Source organism: Pseudomonas fluorescens (genome assembly GCF_001902145.1).
Taxonomy (GTDB): Bacteria; Pseudomonadota; Gammaproteobacteria; order Pseudomonadales; family Pseudomonadaceae; genus Aquipseudomonas; species Aquipseudomonas fluorescens_BV.
On sequence record NZ_MRST01000023.1, the window covers coordinates 54,484 to 70,896 of the forward strand.

At 58.5% G+C, this 16,413-nt stretch carries 19 protein-coding genes and 1 tRNA gene; 6 read left to right on the forward strand and 14 right to left on the reverse strand.

Annotated features, from left to right (window positions below; all coding sequences use genetic code 11):
* Nucleotide 1: 1 nt before the first annotated feature.
* The 13 genes from BUE92_RS12015 to BUE92_RS12075 form a co-directional block, all read right to left on the reverse strand.
* Nucleotides 2-544 (reverse strand): hypothetical protein, encoded by a 543-nt coding sequence (locus BUE92_RS12015; RefSeq protein ID WP_073523884.1) that lies wholly within the window; start codon nucleotides 542-544, stop codon nucleotides 2-4.
* Nucleotides 537-1,325, reverse strand: coding sequence for a type III secretion system inner membrane ring lipoprotein SctJ (gene sctJ / locus BUE92_RS12020; protein ID WP_073523885.1), 789 nt, complete (start codon nucleotides 1,323-1,325; stop codon nucleotides 537-539). The genes BUE92_RS12015 and sctJ overlap by 8 nt, the downstream gene beginning before the upstream one ends.
* A gap of 7 nt (nucleotides 1,326-1,332) precedes the next feature.
* Nucleotides 1,333-1,695 (reverse strand): hypothetical protein, encoded by a 363-nt coding sequence (locus BUE92_RS28495; protein WP_073523886.1) that lies wholly within the window; start codon nucleotides 1,693-1,695, stop codon nucleotides 1,333-1,335.
* A 53-nt stretch (nucleotides 1,696-1,748) separates the two neighbouring features.
* Complete coding sequence (locus BUE92_RS12030) at nucleotides 1,749-1,916, reverse strand: type III secretion effector protein (RefSeq protein WP_073523887.1); 168 nt, start codon at nucleotides 1,914-1,916, stop codon at nucleotides 1,749-1,751.
* Between the two features lie 185 nt (nucleotides 1,917-2,101).
* The gene (locus tag BUE92_RS12035; protein WP_073523888.1) at nucleotides 2,102-3,019 is read right to left on the reverse strand and encodes a sigma 54-interacting transcriptional regulator; all 918 of its coding nucleotides are present in this window, start codon (nucleotides 3,017-3,019) and stop codon (nucleotides 2,102-2,104) included.
* Nucleotides 3,020-3,386: 367 nt separating this feature from the next.
* Nucleotides 3,387-4,487, reverse strand: a complete 1,101-nt coding sequence (gene ychF / locus BUE92_RS12040; protein WP_073523890.1) for a redox-regulated ATPase YchF — start codon at nucleotides 4,485-4,487, stop codon at nucleotides 3,387-3,389.
* 22 nt (nucleotides 4,488-4,509) lie between these two features.
* A complete protein-coding gene (gene pth / locus BUE92_RS12045) occupies nucleotides 4,510-5,094 on the reverse strand; it encodes an aminoacyl-tRNA hydrolase (RefSeq protein WP_073523891.1) in 585 nt (194 codons plus the stop codon).
* Between the two features lie 167 nt (nucleotides 5,095-5,261).
* Complete coding sequence (locus tag BUE92_RS12050; RefSeq protein WP_003188351.1) at nucleotides 5,262-5,861, reverse strand: 50S ribosomal protein L25/general stress protein Ctc; 600 nt, start codon at nucleotides 5,859-5,861, stop codon at nucleotides 5,262-5,264.
* A gap of 137 nt (nucleotides 5,862-5,998) precedes the next feature.
* The gene (locus tag BUE92_RS12055; RefSeq protein ID WP_003171603.1) at nucleotides 5,999-6,940 is read right to left on the reverse strand and encodes a ribose-phosphate pyrophosphokinase; all 942 of its coding nucleotides are present in this window, start codon (nucleotides 6,938-6,940) and stop codon (nucleotides 5,999-6,001) included.
* Nucleotides 6,941-6,986: 46 nt separating this feature from the next.
* Nucleotides 6,987-7,061: transfer RNA gene (locus tag BUE92_RS12060), tRNA-Gln, on the reverse strand.
* 37 nt (nucleotides 7,062-7,098) lie between these two features.
* Nucleotides 7,099-7,902 (reverse strand): 4-(cytidine 5'-diphospho)-2-C-methyl-D-erythritol kinase, encoded by an 804-nt coding sequence (gene ispE / locus BUE92_RS12065; RefSeq protein ID WP_256673960.1) that lies wholly within the window; start codon nucleotides 7,900-7,902, stop codon nucleotides 7,099-7,101.
* 49 nt (nucleotides 7,903-7,951) lie between these two features.
* Complete coding sequence (lolB, locus tag BUE92_RS12070) at nucleotides 7,952-8,569, reverse strand: lipoprotein insertase outer membrane protein LolB (protein WP_032893661.1); 618 nt, start codon at nucleotides 8,567-8,569, stop codon at nucleotides 7,952-7,954.
* 4 nt (nucleotides 8,570-8,573) lie between these two features.
* Nucleotides 8,574-10,298 (reverse strand): tetratricopeptide repeat protein, encoded by a 1,725-nt coding sequence (locus tag BUE92_RS12075; RefSeq protein ID WP_073523893.1) that lies wholly within the window; start codon nucleotides 10,296-10,298, stop codon nucleotides 8,574-8,576.
* 320 nt (nucleotides 10,299-10,618) lie between these two features.
* Here BUE92_RS12075 and hemA point away from each other — a divergent pair, with 320 nt between their 5' ends.
* The 6 genes from hemA to BUE92_RS12105 all read left to right on the forward strand — a co-directional run bounded on the left by hemA (nucleotide 10,619) and on the right by BUE92_RS12105 (nucleotide 15,984).
* Nucleotides 10,619-11,908 (forward strand): glutamyl-tRNA reductase, encoded by a 1,290-nt coding sequence (hemA, locus tag BUE92_RS12080; RefSeq protein ID WP_003188356.1) that lies wholly within the window; start codon nucleotides 10,619-10,621, stop codon nucleotides 11,906-11,908.
* Nucleotides 11,905-12,987, forward strand: coding sequence for a peptide chain release factor 1 (gene prfA, locus BUE92_RS12085; RefSeq protein ID WP_073523894.1), 1,083 nt, complete (start codon nucleotides 11,905-11,907; stop codon nucleotides 12,985-12,987). Before hemA ends, prfA begins: the two co-directional genes overlap by 4 nt.
* On the forward strand, nucleotides 12,988-13,818 hold the full coding sequence (gene prmC / locus BUE92_RS12090) for a peptide chain release factor N(5)-glutamine methyltransferase (RefSeq protein ID WP_073523895.1): 831 nt from the start codon (nucleotides 12,988-12,990) through the stop codon (nucleotides 13,816-13,818).
* Nucleotides 13,812-14,567: a molybdopterin-synthase adenylyltransferase MoeB gene (locus BUE92_RS12095; RefSeq protein WP_073523897.1), complete on the forward strand. Its 756-nt coding sequence runs from the start codon at nucleotides 13,812-13,814 to the stop codon at nucleotides 14,565-14,567. The genes prmC and BUE92_RS12095 overlap by 7 nt, the downstream gene beginning before the upstream one ends.
* Nucleotides 14,560-15,354 (forward strand): glutamate racemase, encoded by a 795-nt coding sequence (gene murI, locus BUE92_RS12100; protein WP_073523899.1) that lies wholly within the window; start codon nucleotides 14,560-14,562, stop codon nucleotides 15,352-15,354. The genes BUE92_RS12095 and murI overlap by 8 nt, the downstream gene beginning before the upstream one ends.
* 111 nt (nucleotides 15,355-15,465) lie before the next feature.
* Nucleotides 15,466-15,984, forward strand: coding sequence for an acyloxyacyl hydrolase (locus tag BUE92_RS12105; protein WP_014716838.1), 519 nt, complete (start codon nucleotides 15,466-15,468; stop codon nucleotides 15,982-15,984).
* A 108-nt stretch (nucleotides 15,985-16,092) separates the two neighbouring features.
* Here BUE92_RS12105 and BUE92_RS12110 read toward each other — a convergent pair whose 3' ends face one another.
* On the reverse strand, nucleotides 16,093-16,395 hold the full coding sequence (locus BUE92_RS12110) for a YkgJ family cysteine cluster protein (protein ID WP_073523901.1): 303 nt from the start codon (nucleotides 16,393-16,395) through the stop codon (nucleotides 16,093-16,095).
* Nucleotides 16,396-16,413: the final 18 nt, after the last annotated feature.

Sequence of the window (16,413 nt, forward strand, 5' to 3'; positions counted from 1 at the left end):
GTTAACGACGAGTTGTTTCGCTGCCCGTTGCGTCGATACGCCAGACAATCGCCTGCCACAGCGTATTGAGCCGGCCATGGGCGTCGTCGAGTGGCAGGTGTGTGGTTTCAAGTGCCTGCACCCGGCCAGGGGGCAAGCGCAGCCGAAGACGTTGCCAGACAGCAGGCTCGACCCAGGCCCTCAGCAAGTGCAGTGAATCATCCTCTGGCTGCAACAGGGCGTCAGGGTGCAGCGCCTTGGCAAGGCGCTCACACCATTTGCGGTGTTCATCGTACAAGGGGCTGTCGAGGTTGGGATGGCACGTAAGCTCCAGTAGTGCTATCGCCAGATCGAACTGCTCCCGTGAAGCCAGGGCCAGACCAAGCACCGTTGCACAGGGAGGGGGAGGCAGGCACGGCTCGATGCCCAACGCGGCACACGCCAGCGCGGGTTGGCTGCGGCACAAGGCGGGTAATGCGTGATAGGCGTGAGCGCTGGTCGCGTCCGGGTGCGAAAACTGCCACGGGCTGGCCCACCATTGGGCCCAGGCCAGATGATCACTCATTCGGTAGAGGCGCAGGGGCGACAGGTTCCTGCCTCGATCGTTGGCCTCGTATGCGCCAGAACAGCGCAGCGACGAGTGTCAGTATCGCGCCGATAACCAACAAGCTGATAGTGGTACGCCAAAAACCTATGTCTTCCTCGGGGACCAGGAAAGGACCGAAATAGCTCAGGCGTTGTTGCTCTTGGTAAGCCGCTGCCGGCACAAAAACCACCGTGAGCTTCTGTGCGTTATCCAGTGCAGTGGTCATGCCGGGAATACTACTGGATACCATCCTGCGTACGCGCGCCCGGATGCTGTCGGGCTCCAGTCGCGGGTCATGCTTGATGAACACCGAGGCGGAGGCGGGTTGCACGGGCTCACCGGGAGCCACGCGTTCGGGCAGCACTACGTGCACACGAGCGACGATGACGCCATCGATTTTTGACAGCGTCGCCTCCAACTCCTGGGACAGGGCATAGATATACCGGGCACGCTCTTCCAGTGGCGTAGAGATGACGCCCTCCTTGCGGAAGGTGTCCCCCATCGTGGCACGGGCGACCTTGGGCAATCCGACCGCTTCCAGTGTGCGAACGGCGCGGCTGATATCGGCTGCATTGACACGCACCACGACGCCGTCCTTGGCAGGCACTTTTTGTGCGCGTATGTGTTTGTCAGCCAGTTCCGCGATGACCTCATTGGCATCCTGCTCGGAGAGCTGGCGATGCAGTTCGACACTTTCGCCGCAGCCGCCCAGTATCAGCGTCAGCGAGAAAACTAATCCGAAGGATAGAAAACGGATCATTTTTTTCCTACTGCAGGTTGCTGACTTTTTCTAGGCATTGCGCGCCCTTGCCGACGCACTTCACCAGGGTTTGGGTCAGTAGAATGGAGTCTGAAAGATTGGGGGTGTAGTTGAGCCGATTTTTTTCTTTGAACTCATTGTTGAAGTCCTTGAGGCCTCGACTCATACCACTTTTAGCCTTGTCCAAATACTGCAAAGCGTCGGTCAGTGCGTTCGAGGATGGCGTGGCGGTAACCCGTTGCATCGAGGGGGCCAATAACGAGCTGAAAAAGCTCACATCTTCGCCGTGGTGCGTAGGTTGGGTAGGGGGCCGGTGGGCTGTAAGGCCGTTTTGATATTCGCGTAATACGTCGACTTCTTCTATTTGCATATAGACCTCTTGGGAGAAACCCGCCCTTTGATGACAAAGGGCGGTAAAGCTATTTAACGCAGCTGGTCGTTGTTCTTTTTCTGCTCACTGATCTTGAACGCCTCATTGCTTTCTTTCATGGAATCGCGAAGAATTTGTTTCCTTTCTGCCTTGAGGTCTGCGTTTTCGCCGGCGCTGACCGGGGGACGATAGGTTTGCTGGTTAATGCCAGAAATACTCATAGTGATACTCCGCTATCTAAGAAATGACGTTTGAGCCTTGATTTGTAGTTGCAATATTGTTGCTTCCGAAAGGCACTAAATATATCAGGCTCATCCTTGTGTGGTTCAGGCTCGAATATGGTTCCAGCTTTTACTTAAAGGGTGTGTCTGGAAATGTCTTCGGTGCCTGTCGGCTGAGCAGCGGGCTACTGTATATCTAGTTGTTTCATTCGGTAGTAAAGCGTTCTCTTCGCCATGCCCAACTCTACAGCCACCTCGTCCACACAGTAGGTATGACGACGCAACGACTCTTCAATCAGCGCTTTCTCGATTTGTTGCAGGCGTTCTTTCAGGTTGGTTGGTTTGTTTGTAACGTTCGAGGGTGAGCTTGATAATGGCGCCAGCCCCAGCACGAAACGTTTGGCAGTTGAGCGCAGCTCACGCACATTCCCCAGCCAAGGATGGCACAGCAACTGTTGGACTAGCTCGCTGCAAGGGTTTGGGGCGAGACACTTATAGTGCTCGGCTTCCTCTTGAATCATGTTCAGGAACAACGGGACGATTCGGTCAAGGCGGTTGCGCAGCGCAGGCAGATTGATATTTACGACGTTCAGTCGAAAATACAGGTCGCGCCTGAACTTTCCCTGCTCGACCATCTCATGCAGCGATTGCTGCGCAGAGGCGATGACTCGCATGTCTACCGGGATAAACCGGGTTGAGCCCAGGCGTTCGACGCCCCGTGATTCCAGCACACGTAGCAGTTTGGCCTGCATGGAAAGCGGCATGCTGTCGATTTCATCCAGATACAAGGTGCCCAGGTGTGCGGTTTCGATAAAACCTGCACGTGATTGCACTGCTCCTGTATAGGCGCCGCTGTTGACGCCGAACAGTTGGCTCTCTGCGAGGCTTTCCGGGATGGCGGCGCAGTTCACTGCGACAAAATGACCTCGTCGCCCCGACAAACGATGGATCCGTTGGGCCAGGGTATCCTTGCCAGTACCCGTCTCTCCCAATAACAAAATATCGATATCGAGCGCTGCAGTACTCTTGAGCGTGCGCTCGATATCCAAGGTTTCAACAGAGGGGAAGAATGTCTCATTTGTTGTCTTGTAAGAGGCTGACATAGTCAGGGTGCTCCACTATCGCTATCACTTCACTGTTGATAGAACGCTGTTGGCGTACGGCCAGTAGAGCGCAAATAATCAAAGATGTCATCGTGCTTGTTAGTATGAGAATACTGCGCGAGAGCGTGTCAAATATTAACTGTCAGGGCGCTGTGTTGTTCAAGCGCATTCTTGTTGGTTGTTGGATATTTAGTGTAGGAGAAGACTTAAGGGTTGAAAGATTCATCGTTTAAATCGATCATAGGTTATGAATGATTAAGTTTTCTATGTGTGGGGCTTTTAGTTGCGTGGCAGGTAGAAACAGGAGGCAATAAAAAACCGACGCAATGCGTCGGTTTTTTGTATCGGGCAGAGGTTCAGCTAACGCTTACACGTTGAAACGGAAGTGCATCACATCGCCATCTTTGACAATGTAATCCTTGCCTTCCAGGCGCCATTTACCGGCTTCCTTGGTACCGGCTTCACCCTTGTACTGGATGAAGTCGTTGTAGGCGATCACTTCGGCGCGGATAAAGCCTTTTTCAAAGTCGGTGTGGATCACGCCAGCAGCCTGTGGCGCGGTAGCGCCGACCTTGACGGTCCAGGCGCGGACTTCTTCGACACCGGCGGTGAAGTAGGTCTGCAGGTTGAGCATTTCGTAGCCGGCGCGGATCACGCGGTTCAGGCCAGGCTCTTCCAGGCCCAGGGCCTCGAGGAACATGTCCTTTTCTTCGCCGTCATCGAGCTCGGCGATCTCCGCTTCGATTTTGTTGCACACTGGAACAACGATGGCACCTTCTTCGTCGGCAATGGCCTTGACCACGTCGAGCAGCGGGTTGTTCTCGAAGCCGTCTTCGGCAACGTTGGCGATGTACATCACAGGCTTGGTGGTCAGCAGGTGGAAGCCCTTGATCACGGCCTTCTCGTCTGCGCCCATGTTCTTCATCAGGCTGCGCGCCGGCTTGCCTTCGGTGAAGTGCGCGATCAATTGCTCCAGCAGGCCCTTCTGGACCACTGCATCCTTGTCGCCGCCCTTGGCGTTACGCGCGACTTTCTGCAGTTGCTTCTCGCAGCTGTCGAGGTCGGCGAAGATCAGTTCCAGGTCGATGATCTCGATGTCGCGCTTGGGGTCGACGCTGTTGGAGACGTGAATCACGTTCTCGTCTTCAAAGCAGCGGACCACGTGGGCGATGGCATCGGTTTCGCGGATGTTGGCCAGGAACTTGTTGCCCAGGCCTTCACCTTTCGAGGCGCCGGCGACGAGGCCCGCGATGTCGACGAACTCCATGGTGGTCGGCAGGATGCGCTTGGGATTGACGATGGCCGCCAGCGCGTCAAGACGCGGGTCCGGCATCGGCACGATGCCGCTGTTGGGTTCGATGGTGCAGAAGGGGAAGTTCTCCGCCGCAATACCGGACTTGGTCAGGGCGTTGAACAGGGTGGACTTGCCGACGTTGGGCAGGCCGACGATGCCGCAATTGAATCCCATGGTGTTTCCCCTCGGATAAGAGTCAAGCCTTCTGGCTGTGCAGGTTTTTCATCGCACGGTTCCATTCACCGGCGAAGATATCCGGCAGCACGCCGAGGGCAAAATCGATGCTGGCATCGAGTTTTTCCTGTTCGGCGCGTGGCGCACGACCCAGGACGAAATTTGAAACCATACTGGCAACGCCTGGGTGGCCAATGCCGAGCCGCAGACGGTAAAAATTATTCTGATTGCCCAACTGCGCGATGATGTCACGCAGGCCATTGTGCCCACCATGCCCGCCGCCGAGCTTGAGCTTGGCTACGCCGGGTGGCAGGTCCAGTTCGTCATGGGCCACCAGGATTTCTTCGGGTTTGATCCGGAAGAAGCCCGCAAGCGCCGCGACAGCCTGGCCGCTGCGGTTCATGTAGGTGGTGGGAATCAACAGACGAACATCCTGACCCTGATGCGAGAAGCGCCCGGTCAGGCCAAAATATTTGCGATCGGCCACCAGATTGATGCCTAGGGCGTGGGCGATACGCTCAACAAAAAGGGCCCCCGCGTTATGCCGGGTCTGTTCGTATTCGGCGCCTGGATTTCCCAGGCCAACGATCAGTTTAATGGCAGTCACGACAGGGGCCCTTCCTTTGGAGTTGTGGATAACATCGCCATACCCAGGTGCGGCGAAAGTGGACGACACTACATCATTTACTCAAGAGTAAACGCCGCGTTATCGCCCGCTTTCTCGCTACGTTTCGGTCCGCGATGTTTCCTCAAGCTCCGGCAATACAGAGTGAATTACTCTGCAGCGCCTTCTTCAGCTTCTTCTGGAGCAACGCGTGGAGCGTGAACGTTGGCAACAGCTTTGTCATCACCGTGAGCCAGTGCAACAAACTCAACGCCTTTAGGGGCCTTGAGGTCGGACAGGTGAACGATGGCGCCGATTTCCAGAGCCGACAGGTCGACTTCGATGAACTCAGGCAGGTCTTTCGGCAGGCAGGTCACTTCGATTTCGTTCAGGACGTGAGAGATCTCGCCGCCTTTCTTGACCGGAGCTTCTTCACCCACAAAGTGCACAGGCACAATGGCGGTCAGTTTCTGGCCAGCTACAACGCGAACGAAGTCAGCGTGCATGATGAACTGCTTGGAAGGGTGACGCTGCATCGCTTTAACGATGACGTTCTGCTTGGCGCCGTCGACGTTCAGCTCGATAACGTGGCTGTAGGCAGCTTCGTTTTCGAACAGCTTGGCGATTTCCTTGGCCAGGATGGTCACGGATTCAGCAGGCTTGTTACCACCGTAGACAACGGCTGGGATGTTGGCGGCGTGACGCAGGCGGCGGCTCGCACCTTTCCCCAGGTCAGTACGCGCTTGGGCGTTCAGAGTAAATTCGTTCATGTTGTATCTCCAAAATAGCCATCATCGAGGGGCGTTTGCGACCAGCGCCGAACTCGATATGGGCAAAAAAGCCCCGCCCCAGCGGAATGCTGGGGCGGGGCGCTTTTCGTCAGTGAGGTGATCCGTTGGTTTGACCCTTAACGGAACATCGCGCTGATCGATTCTTCATTGCTGATGCGGCGAACCGCTTCGGCAACGACCGGTGCAATATCCAGTTGGCGGATACGTGCACAGGCTTGAGCTGCGGCGGACAACGGGATGGTGTTGGTCACCACCAGTTCGTCCAGCACAGAGTTCTCGATGTTCTCGATCGCTCGGCCCGACAGCACAGGGTGTGTGCAGTAGGCGAAGACTTTTGCTGCACCGTGCTCTTTCAAGGCTTTTGCCGCGTGGCACAGGGTGCCGGCGGTGTCGACCATGTCATCAACCAGAATACAGGTGCGCCCTTCGACATCACCGATGATATGCATCACTTCAGAGTGATTGGCTTTCTCACGGCGTTTGTCGATGATCCCGAGGTCCACGCCCAGGGATTTGGCAACAGCCCGTGCACGCACGACGCCACCAATGTCCGGGGACACGATCATCAGGTTTTCAAAGCGCTGGTCTTCGATGTCATCCACCAGGACGGGGGAGCCGTAGATGTTATCTACTGGAATATCGAAGAACCCCTGGATTTGGTCAGCGTGCAGGTCAACCGTGAGCACACGGTCGATACCTACCACGGTCAGCATGTCAGCAACGACTTTCGCGCTGATAGCTACACGTGCGGAGCGCGGACGGCGATCCTGACGGGCATAACCAAAGTAAGGGATTACAGCTGTGATTCGAGTCGCTGAGGAGCGGCGGAAGGCATCAGCCATCACGACGAGTTCCATCAGGTTATCGTTGGTCGGAGCGCAGGTCGGCTGAATAATGAAGACGTCTTTACCGCGGACATTTTCATTGATCTCGGCTGTAATTTCGCCGTCGGAGAATTTACCGACAGAGATGTCACCGAGAGGGATATGCAGCTGACGTACGACACGTCGAGCCAGATCGGGGTTGGCATTCCCCGTAAAGACCATCATCTTGGACACGCGCAGTACCTAGAGGCTGAGGGTAACCTGGATGAGTATTAGAAAATGGCAGGGGCGGCTGGATTCGAACCAACGCATGGCAGGATCAAAACCTGCTGCCTTACCGCTTGGCGACGCCCCTGTATCTGTTGCAACGAGTGCCTAACACTCGGTTCCTTTTAGAGCAGACTTTGCAGCTTGCGATGCAACATCGAAACGTTGCTTCCTTTTGCTACAAACCCTGTAAGGGTCTCTGTAAGAAGGGCCGAGACTTTATCAGCTTCAGCTTTGCTTGGGAAGCCCCCAAACACACAACTTCCAGTTCCGGTTAATTTTGCTTCGGTAAATTTACCTAACAAATTCAAAGCCTTACGTACCTCTGGATAACGCCTTGCTACAACCGGTAAGCAGTCATTTCGACTGTTTCCCTTGGGAACGGGGCGCACTTTAATGGGAGAAGAGTTACGTGTCAACAACGGATCTGAAAAAATTTCTGCTGTACTTACAGATACTTGCGGCACCAGCACGACATACCAAGGCTCTTCGGGCTCTACAGGGGTGAGTTTCTCCCCGACGCCTTCAGCAAATGCGGCGTGCCCACGCACGAAAACCGGGACGTCGGCGCCCAGCGTGAGGCCCAGCGCAGCAAGGCGATCGTGGTCCCAGCCCAGTTGCCATAAGTGATTGAGGCCCAACAAGGTGGTGGCGGCATTTGAGCTGCCGCCACCGATGCCGCCGCCCATGGGCAGGATTTTGTCGATCCAGATATCAATGCCAAGTGTGCAGCCGGATTGCTCCTGAAGTTTTTTGGCCGCCCGCACAATCAGATTGCTGTCGTGGGGCACATTGTCGAATTCGGTGTGCAACTGGATCACGCCATCGTCACGCACGGCAAAGGTCAGCTCATCGCCGTAGTCGAGAAACTGAAACAGCGTCTGCAACTCGTGGTAGCCATCTTCACGGCGACCGAGGATGTGCAGCATCAGGTTGAGCTTGGCCGGGGAGGGCAGGGTCAATTTTTGTGCGGACACGTTATTGCCCCAGCTTGCGCGGTTGCCAGTCCTTGATCACCAGTGTGACGTCAAGGTCGGTGCCATGCAGCTTGATACGTTCTGGGAGCCAGTAGCCGCTTTGTTCCACGTAGCTCAAATATTCGACCTGCCAGCCATCCTGCTCCAGGGTGGCGAGGCGGCTGTCGCCATTGAGGCTCAGACGGCTCTTGCTGTCAGGTGCCGGCAGGCCGCGCACCCACCAGACCAGATGCGAGACGGGCAACTTCCAGCCAATCTGCTGCTCCAGCAGTTCTTCCGGGGAGGTTGCCTCGTAGCGGCCCTGGTTGGCCACTTCCAGGCTCACTTGCCCTGGCCGGCCAGTCAGTCGGGCCGCGCCACGGCCCAGGGGGCCCGAGAGGCGAATGTCGTAATAGTCCTGGCGCTGCAGCCAGAACAGGGTGCCGCTGCCAGAGTCTTTCGGCGCACGCACCCCGACCTTGCCCTCGATCTGCCAGCCATCAATGCTGCTGAGCTGGTCCTTGTGTTGTTTCCATTGTGCCGGGTTGCCCTGGCCTTCAACGGATTCACGGCTGCCGATGCCCGCGCAACCGGCGAGCAGGGCGATGAAACTGAAAACGATAACGTGGCGCAAGAACATAAGCTTAAAGGGTCTCGGATCCGGTCAGGCGCTTGATGGTGCTGCGCAGGATGGGGCTGTCGGGTTGTTCCTTGAGGAATTTTTCCCAGATTTGTCGGGCTTCGCGCTGCTTGCCATTGGCCCAGAGCACTTCGCCCAGGTGTGCGGCAACTTCCTGGTCCGGGAAACGCTCCAGTGCCTGGCGCAGCAAGCGCTCGGCCTCGTCTAGGTTGCCCAGGCGGTAATTCACCCAGCCCAGGCTGTCGAGCACGGCCGGGTCTTGCGGATTGAGCTGGTGGGCTTGTTCGATCAGCGCCTTGGCTTCGGCGTAGCGCGTGGTGCGGTCCGACAAGGTGTAGCCCAGGGCGTTAAGGGCCATGGCGTTGTCCGGGTCACGCTTGATGATCAGGCGCAGGTCTTTTTCCAGCTGCGCCAGGTCATTGCGTTTTTCCGCCTGCATGGCGCGGGTGTACAGCAGGTTCAAATCGTCTGGGTATTGCAGCAACGCCTGTTGCAGTAGTTTCCAGGCGCGTTCGCCCTGTTTGTTGGCCGATAAGGTCTCGGCCTGGATCAGGTACAGCTGGATGGCGTAGTCCGGTTCGGCATCGCGGGCCGCGGCCAGGCGTTTTTCCGCTTCGTCGGTGCGGCCGTTGCTCATCAGGATGTCGGCCTGGCGCAACTGCGCTGGCAGATAATCATTGCCGGGGCCGACCTGGGCATATTCAAGCAGGGCCGCCTGCGGGTCGTTGCGCTCTTCAGCGATGCGGCCCAGGTTCAGGTGCGCCGAGTCCACGTGGCTGTCACGTTCGATCAGCTCTTGCAGGTAGCCCTTGGCCTCGTCCCAGGCCTTGGCTTCCAGGCACACCAGTGCCAGGGAATAACGCAGTTCGTCGTCGTCCGGGTATTGCTGGACCAGGTTGGCGAACTGTACTTTGGCGTCTTCCATACGGTCCTGCTCAACCAGCATGCGTGCATAGGTCAGGAGCAGGCGCTTGTCGCCTGGGTATTTCTTGATGCTTTTTTCCAGCAGCGGAATCGCTTCGTTGCCGCGGTTAAGGCTTTGCAGCAGGCGTGCACGCAACAGGATCGGCGCGATTTCACCTTCTTCCGGCGGGTTCTGCTCCAGCAGCTTGAGCGCCGCGTCGGCTTCATCGTCCTGTTGCAGCAGCAGGGCCTTGCCGAAAATCAACTGGCTGTTCTTCGGGTGCTTTTGCAGCAGGCGATCGAAACTCTTCATCAGGCCATTGCGCGTGTCCTGGTCGGTGTCGGCGGCCGATAGCGCAAGAAAGTCAAAATGTGTGTCACCCTTGCCCTGCAGAACCTTCTCCATATAGACCATGGAGTCGTCATAGCGCCCGGCACGCGCCAGTTGCACGGCCGCGGCGCGTTGGGCTTCCAGATCATCCGGAGCGTTTTTTGCCCAGATCAGCGAGGTGTCCAGCGCAGCCTGGTCGGCGCCCAGGTATTCGGCGATGCGAAACGCTCGCTCGGAAATCCCCGGGTCCTGGGTATTGATGGCCTGGGTCACGTAGTTATCCAGCGCAATATCGAACCGATTGCGCTGGCCGGCCAGTTCAGCGGTCAGCAGGCTGTAGATCGTTTCTTCACTGAACGAGGAATAAACCTTGGGTTTTTCAGGGGCGGGAGTGCTGTCTTCCACCGGCGACGTAGCGTCCGGCGACACGGGTGCCATGGCCTGGCAGCCGCTGAGGAAGACAAAAGCGAGGAGCAACGCGGAAGATCTATTCATATAGGAAGAGGACGACTAACCTGCGGTCGGATCATCATGACACAAGCCTTCGGCCAAACATAACCGGGGCACTCGGAATACGACTATCGCTGCCTTTTGCCTTTCCTTTGTAATGGGAGCGAGCTTGCTCGCGAAAAAACCTGAGAGCGCCGCTGGGCGCCAGGCTTACCGCGTTATCGTTGACGATTTTCGCGAGCAAGCTCGCTCCTACAAAAGTGCATTGATAGGCATAAGGTATAGGGACAATAGACGACGGTGGTTGTTCTGGATCTTTCGAAGTAGGACAATTGTCGGCTTCCCGACATCATCAGCGATATTGAATGGCCTTCCTCGCACTCGGTATTAACCACAAGACTGCCTCCGTAGACGTGCGCGAGCGCGTGGCGTTTACGCCAGAGCAGTTGGTTGAGGCCCTGCAGCAGCTCTGCCGGCTTACCGACAGCCGCGAAGCTGCGATCCTTTCGACCTGCAATCGCAGCGAGCTCTATATAGAGCAGGAACATCTCTCGGCGGATGTGGTGCTGCGCTGGCTGGCTGATTATCACCATTTGAGCCTCGATGACCTGCGCGCCAGCGCTTATGTGCATGAAGAGGATGCGGCAGTTCGTCACATGATGCGCGTGGCGGCCGGTCTCGACTCGCTGGTGTTGGGTGAACCGCAGATTCTCGGCCAGATGAAGTCCGCCTACGCCGTCGCCCGTGAGGCCGGCACCGTCGGCCCTTTGCTGGGCCGCCTGTTCCAGGCCACCTTCAATTCCGCCAAGCAAGTACGCACCGACACGGCTATCGGCGAGAACCCAGTGTCCGTGGCCTTCGCTGCCGTGAGCCTGGCGAAGCAGATTTTCAGCGACTTGCAGCGCAGCCAGGCCCTGCTGATCGGTGCCGGCGAAACCATCACCCTGGTGGCCCGTCACCTGCACGACCTGGGCGTGAAGCGTATCGTGGTCGCCAACCGCACCCTGGAGCGCGCCAGCATTCTAGCCGAGCAGTTCGGCGCCCATGCGGTGCTGCTGTCGGACATTCCCGCTGAACTGGTGCGCAGTGATATCGTCATCAGTTCTACCGCCAGCCAATTGCCGATTCTCGGCAAGGGCGCGGTCGAGAGCGCGTTGAAGCTGCGCAAGCACAAACCGATCTTCATGGTAGATATCGCCGTTCCGCGGGATATCGAACCCGAAGTCGGCGAGTTGGACGACGTTTACCTCTATAGCGTCGATGATCTGCACGAAGTCGTCGCTGAAAACCTCAAGAGCCGTCAGGGTGCCGCCCAGGCCGCCGAGGAAATGGTCAGCACCGGCGCCGAAGATTTCATGGTGCGCCTGCGTGAACTGGCGGCAGTGGATGTGCTCAAGGCGTATCGTCAGCAGGGTGAACGCCTGCGTGATGAAGAGTTGCTCAAGGCCCAGCGAATGCTGGCCAACGGCAGCGGCGCCGAAGAGGTGCTGATGCAATTGGCCCGTGGCCTGACCAACAAACTGCTCCACGCTCCCAGCGTCCAGTTGAAAAAGCTTACCGCCGAAGGCCGCCTCGATGCGCTGGCCATGGCCCAGGAACTCTTTGCCCTCGGTGAGGGCGCGTCAGACAGCTCTTCGGATAAAAAACCGCAATGAAAGCGTCACTGCTCAATAAACTGGACGTGCTCCAGGACCGTTTCGAAGAACTGACCGCCTTGCTCGGCGATGGCGAGGTCATTTCCGATCAGACCAAATTCCGTGCCTATTCCAAGGAATACGCCGAAGTTGAGCCGATTGTGACCACTTATAAACACCTGCTTAAAGTCCAGGCCGATCTCGAAGGTGCCCAGGCCCTGCTCAAGGACAGCGACCCGGACATGCGCGAAATGGCCGTGGAAGAAGTCCGCGAAGCCAAGGAAAAGCTCGCAGAGCTTGAGGGTGACCTGCAGCGCATGTTGCTGCCCAAGGACCCTAACGACGGGCGCAACGTCTTCCTCGAAATCCGCGCCGGCACCGGTGGCGACGAGGCGGCGATTTTCTCCGGCGACCTGTTTCGCATGTATTCGCGCTATGCCGAGCGTCGCGGCTGGCGCGTGGAGATCCTCTCCGAGAACGAGGGCGAGCATGGCGGCTATAAAGAAGTCATCGCCCGGGTTGAAGGCGACAACGTCTACGGCAAGCTGAAGTTCGAGTCTGGTGCTCATCGTGTGCAGCGAGTGCCGGCGACGGAATCCCAGGGCCGCATCCACACCTCGGCGTGTACCGTCGCGGTGTTGCCTGAGCCGGACGAACAGGAAGCCATCGAGATCAACCCGGCGGACTTGCGCGTCGACACTTACCGCTCATCCGGCGCGGGGGGCCAGCACGTTAACAAGACCGACTCGGCGATCCGTATCACTCACTTGCCGTCGGGCATTGTGGTGGAGTGCCAGGAAGAACGTTCCCAGCACAAGAACCGTGCGCGGGCCATGTCCTGGTTGTCGGCCAAGTTGAACGACCAGCAGACCAGCGCCGCGGCCAACGCAATTGCCAGCGAACGCAAGCTGCTGGTGGGCTCCGGCGACCGCTCCGAGCGTATCCGCACCTACAACTTTGCCCAGGGCCGGGTTACCGACCATCGGGTCAACCTCACCCTGTACTCCCTCGACGAAATTCTCGCCGGTGGCGTGGATGCGGTGATCGAGCCGTTGCTCGCCGAATACCAGGCCGATCAACTGGCCGCGATAGGTGACTAAATGACCATCATTGCCAGCCTGCTGCGCGCCGCTGACCTGCCCGACTCGCCGACGGCGCGCCTGGACGTGGAGTTGCTGCTGGCCGCTGCCCTGGGCAAATCGCGCAGCTACCTGCATACCTGGCCGGAAAAGATCGTCAGCAGCGAAGACGCCCTGACCTTTTCCGGCTACCTGCAGCGCCGCCGCAGCGGCGAGCCGGTGGCCTATATCCTCGGCCAGCAAGGCTTCTGGAAACTCGACCTGGAAGTAGCACCGCACACCCTGATCCCGCGCCCGGAAACCGAATTGCTGGTGGAAGCTGCCCTGGAATTGCTGCCCGCTACGCCCGCCCAGGTCCTGGACCTGGGCACCGGCAGCGGCGCCATTGCCTTGGCCTTGGCCAGCGAACGCCCGGCCTGGCAGGTCACGGCGGTCGACCGTGTGCTGGAGGCCGTGGCCCTGGCCGAGCGCAATCGTCAACGCCTGCACCTCAATAACGCCACGGTGCTCAACAGCCATTGGTTCAGCGCCCTGCAAGGCCACCGTTTCGACCTGATCATCAGCAACCCGCCCTATATTGCCGACAATGACCCGCATCTGGTGGCCGGCGATGTGCGCTTCGAACCGGCCAGTGCGCTGGTGGCGGGGCACGATGGCCTGGATGATTTGCGCCTGATTACCCAAGAGTCTCCTGCCCACCTGAACGACGGGGGCTGGCTGTTGCTTGAACACGGTTACGACCAGGCCCAGGCCGTGCGCGATTTGTTACTCAACCAAGGCTTTGACAGCGTACACAGCCGCATCGACCTCGGCGGTCACGAACGCATCACCTTGGGGCGCCGCCCGTGCTGACCGACCAGGAGCTGTTGCGTTACAGCCGGCAGATTCTGTTGCAGCATGTCGACATCGACGGCCAGTTACGCCTTAAACAGAGCCGCGCGTTGATCGTCGGCCTGGGTGGCCTGGGCGCTCCGGTGGCGCTTTACCTGGCCGCGGCCGGTGTGGGTGAGTTGCACCTGGCGGATTTCGATACGGTCGATTTGACCAACCTGCAACGCCAGATCATCCATGACACCGACAGCGTGGGGCAGGCCAAGGTCGATTCGGCCATGGGGCGCCTGAGGGCGATCAACCCTGAAGTCACCCTGGTCGCCCATCGTGCTGCGCTGGATGCCGACTCGCTGGCCGCTGCGGTCAACGCAGTAGACCTGGTGCTCGATTGCAGCGACAACTTCTCTACCCGCGAGGCGGTTAACGCGGCCTGCGTCGCCGCCGGCAAACCGCTGGTCAGTGGCGCGGCCATTCGCCTTGAGGGGCAGTTGTCGGTATTCGACCCCCGTCGCGCCGACAGCCCGTGTTACCACTGTTTGTATGGACACGGCAGCGACACTGAGCTGACCTGCAGCGAAGCCGGCGTAGTCGGGCCGTTGGTGGGGGTCGTTGGCAGCCTGCAAGCGCTGGAAGCCTTGAAGCTGCTGGCCGGTTTTGGTGAGCCGTTGGTAGGGCGCCTGTTGTTGATCGATGCGCTGACCACGCGTTTTCGCGAGTTGCGCGTCAAGCGCGACCCAGGCTGCAGCGTCTGCGGGACACAGCATGGTTAAGGGCGCGCCTATTGGTGTGTTCGATTCCGGCATCGGCGGCCTGACCGTGCTGGAAGAAATCCAGCAATTATTACCCCACGAGTCACTGCTGTATGTGGCGGACTGCGGGCATATCCCTTATGGCGAGAAAACGCCGGCGTTCATTCTTGAGCGTTCCAGGTCCGTTGCTGAGTTTTTCCGCGAACGGGGCGCCAAGGCCTTTGTGATTGCCTGCAACACGGCGACGGTCGCCGCGGTGGCCGATTTGCGCCAGGACTACCCCGACTGGCCGCTGGTAGGCATGGAGCCTGCGGTCAAACCTGCTGCCGCGGCCACGCGCAGTGGCGTGGTGGGTGTGCTCGCCACCACCGGCACACTGCAAAGCGCCAAGTTCGCCGCCTTGCTCGACCGTTTTGCCACCGATGTGCGGGTGATTACCCAGCCGTGCCCGGGCCTGGTGGAGCTGATTGAAGCCGGCGACCTCAACAGCCCCGCCCTGCACACCCTGCTGCAAGGCTATATCGAGCCGCTGCTTAGCGCCGGTTGCGACACCATCATCCTGGGTTGCACTCATTATCCCTTCCTCAAGCCACTCCTGGCGCAGATGCTGCCCCCCAGCATCATCCTCATTGATACCGGCGCCGCCGTGGCGCGCCAGCTCAAGCGCTTGCTGGGTGAGCGCGACCTGCTGGCCGATGGCGAACCTGCACCTGCACAGTTCTGGACCAGCGGCGATCTGTGCCACCTAAGAAATATCCTACCGACACTTTGGAAACATCCTGGAGTTGTGCGAAGCTTTGGCTTGTGAAAATTTCGTGAAATCAGCCTGAAAAAAGCTGAACTTCTGGCTATGAGCCGGCTTCTATAGCCCGTTAGCCTGTACACAACCAAATTATCTCGTTTGCAAAGGATGTTTCACATGAAGCGCTTGTTCTGTTTGGCTGCGATTGCGGCCGCTATGTTGGGACACTCTGTTTCAGCCCAGGCCGCCGGCCTGGAGTTCGGCTTGGGGAGCACCAGCGATTCGACGCTGACCTACCGCCTGGGCCTGACCTCCGATTGGGACAAAAGCTGGATGCAGAGCAATGTCGGCCGACTGACCGGCTACTGGAGCGGCGCCTATACCTATTGGGAAGGGGACGACCGTGCAGGCGCCAGCAGCCTGTCGTTCTCGCCGGTATTTGTGTATGAGTTTGCCGGCGAGTCGGTCAAGCCCTACATCGAAGCCGGTATCGGCGTGGCGTTGTTCTCTCGCACTCGGCTGGAAGACAACAACATCGGCCAGTCCTTCCAGTTCGAAGACCGCCTGGGTTTCGGCCTGCGGTTCAACGGCGGGCATGAAGTGGGCATTCGTGCCACGCACTATTCCAACGCCGGCATCAGCAGCAATAACGATGGGGTAGAGAGCTACTCGCTGCACTACACCATGCCGTTGTAATGCACTGTAGGAGCGAGCTTGCTCGCGAAGAACCTCAACGATAACGCAGCGAATCGGGTTTAGCGCGGCGCTTTCGGGTTTTTCGCGAGCAAGCTCGCTCCTACAGAATCAGCGGTAGGCCGTGGTAATGCCTTCACGCTCTTCAAGGCATTCCGGCGCCCCCATCTCGAACTCCCGGCAAATCAACGGCCGAAGCTCATAGATCGTGCACATCATCGTGTCGCGGTCCAGCGCTGCGCACCAGCCGTCGTCCAGGCGCAGCATCACCTCACCCCCCCAATCGTCGGTATCGATAAAGCGTTGTGGCACGCCGGTGTCGGTGATCAGCATGACTTCCAGCTGGCAGCAACAAGCCGCGCACGTCGAGCAAGTGACGGGTTCGGTGATTTGAATGTGAGGGATGTGGGTCATGGGGCGCCAGCTTCAAGC

Excerpts from the sequence above, each read along its gene's own strand:
- BUE92_RS12015 (WP_073523884.1), bottom strand. The coding sequence starts at position 544 with ATGAGTGATCATCTGGCCTGGGCCCAATGGTGGGCCAGCCCGTGGCAG.
- sctJ (WP_073523885.1), bottom strand. The coding sequence starts at position 1,325 with ATGATCCGTTTTCTATCCTTCGGATTAGTTTTCTCGCTGACGCTGATA.
- BUE92_RS28495 (WP_073523886.1), bottom strand. The coding sequence starts at position 1,695 with ATGCAAATAGAAGAAGTCGACGTATTACGCGAATATCAAAACGGCCTT.
- BUE92_RS12030 (WP_073523887.1), bottom strand. The coding sequence starts at position 1,916 with ATGAGTATTTCTGGCATTAACCAGCAAACCTATCGTCCCCCGGTCAGC.
- BUE92_RS12035 (WP_073523888.1), bottom strand. The coding sequence starts at position 3,019 with ATGTCAGCCTCTTACAAGACAACAAATGAGACATTCTTCCCCTCTGTT.
- ychF (WP_073523890.1), bottom strand. The coding sequence starts at position 4,487 with ATGGGATTCAATTGCGGCATCGTCGGCCTGCCCAACGTCGGCAAGTCC.
- BUE92_RS12050 (WP_003188351.1), bottom strand. The coding sequence starts at position 5,861 with ATGAACGAATTTACTCTGAACGCCCAAGCGCGTACTGACCTGGGGAAA.
- ispE (WP_256673960.1), bottom strand. The coding sequence starts at position 7,902 with ATGCTGCACATCCTCGGTCGCCGTGAAGATGGCTACCACGAGTTGCAG.
- lolB (WP_032893661.1), bottom strand. The coding sequence starts at position 8,569 with ATGTTCTTGCGCCACGTTATCGTTTTCAGTTTCATCGCCCTGCTCGCC.
- BUE92_RS12075 (WP_073523893.1), bottom strand. The coding sequence starts at position 10,298 with ATGAATAGATCTTCCGCGTTGCTCCTCGCTTTTGTCTTCCTCAGCGGC.
- hemA (WP_003188356.1), top strand. The coding sequence starts at position 10,619 with ATGGCCTTCCTCGCACTCGGTATTAACCACAAGACTGCCTCCGTAGAC.
- prfA (WP_073523894.1), top strand. The coding sequence starts at position 11,905 with ATGAAAGCGTCACTGCTCAATAAACTGGACGTGCTCCAGGACCGTTTC.
- prmC (WP_073523895.1), top strand. The coding sequence starts at position 12,988 with ATGACCATCATTGCCAGCCTGCTGCGCGCCGCTGACCTGCCCGACTCG.
- murI (WP_073523899.1), top strand. The coding sequence starts at position 14,560 with ATGGTTAAGGGCGCGCCTATTGGTGTGTTCGATTCCGGCATCGGCGGC.
- BUE92_RS12105 (WP_014716838.1), top strand. The coding sequence starts at position 15,466 with ATGAAGCGCTTGTTCTGTTTGGCTGCGATTGCGGCCGCTATGTTGGGA.
- BUE92_RS12110 (WP_073523901.1), bottom strand. The coding sequence starts at position 16,395 with ATGACCCACATCCCTCACATTCAAATCACCGAACCCGTCACTTGCTCG.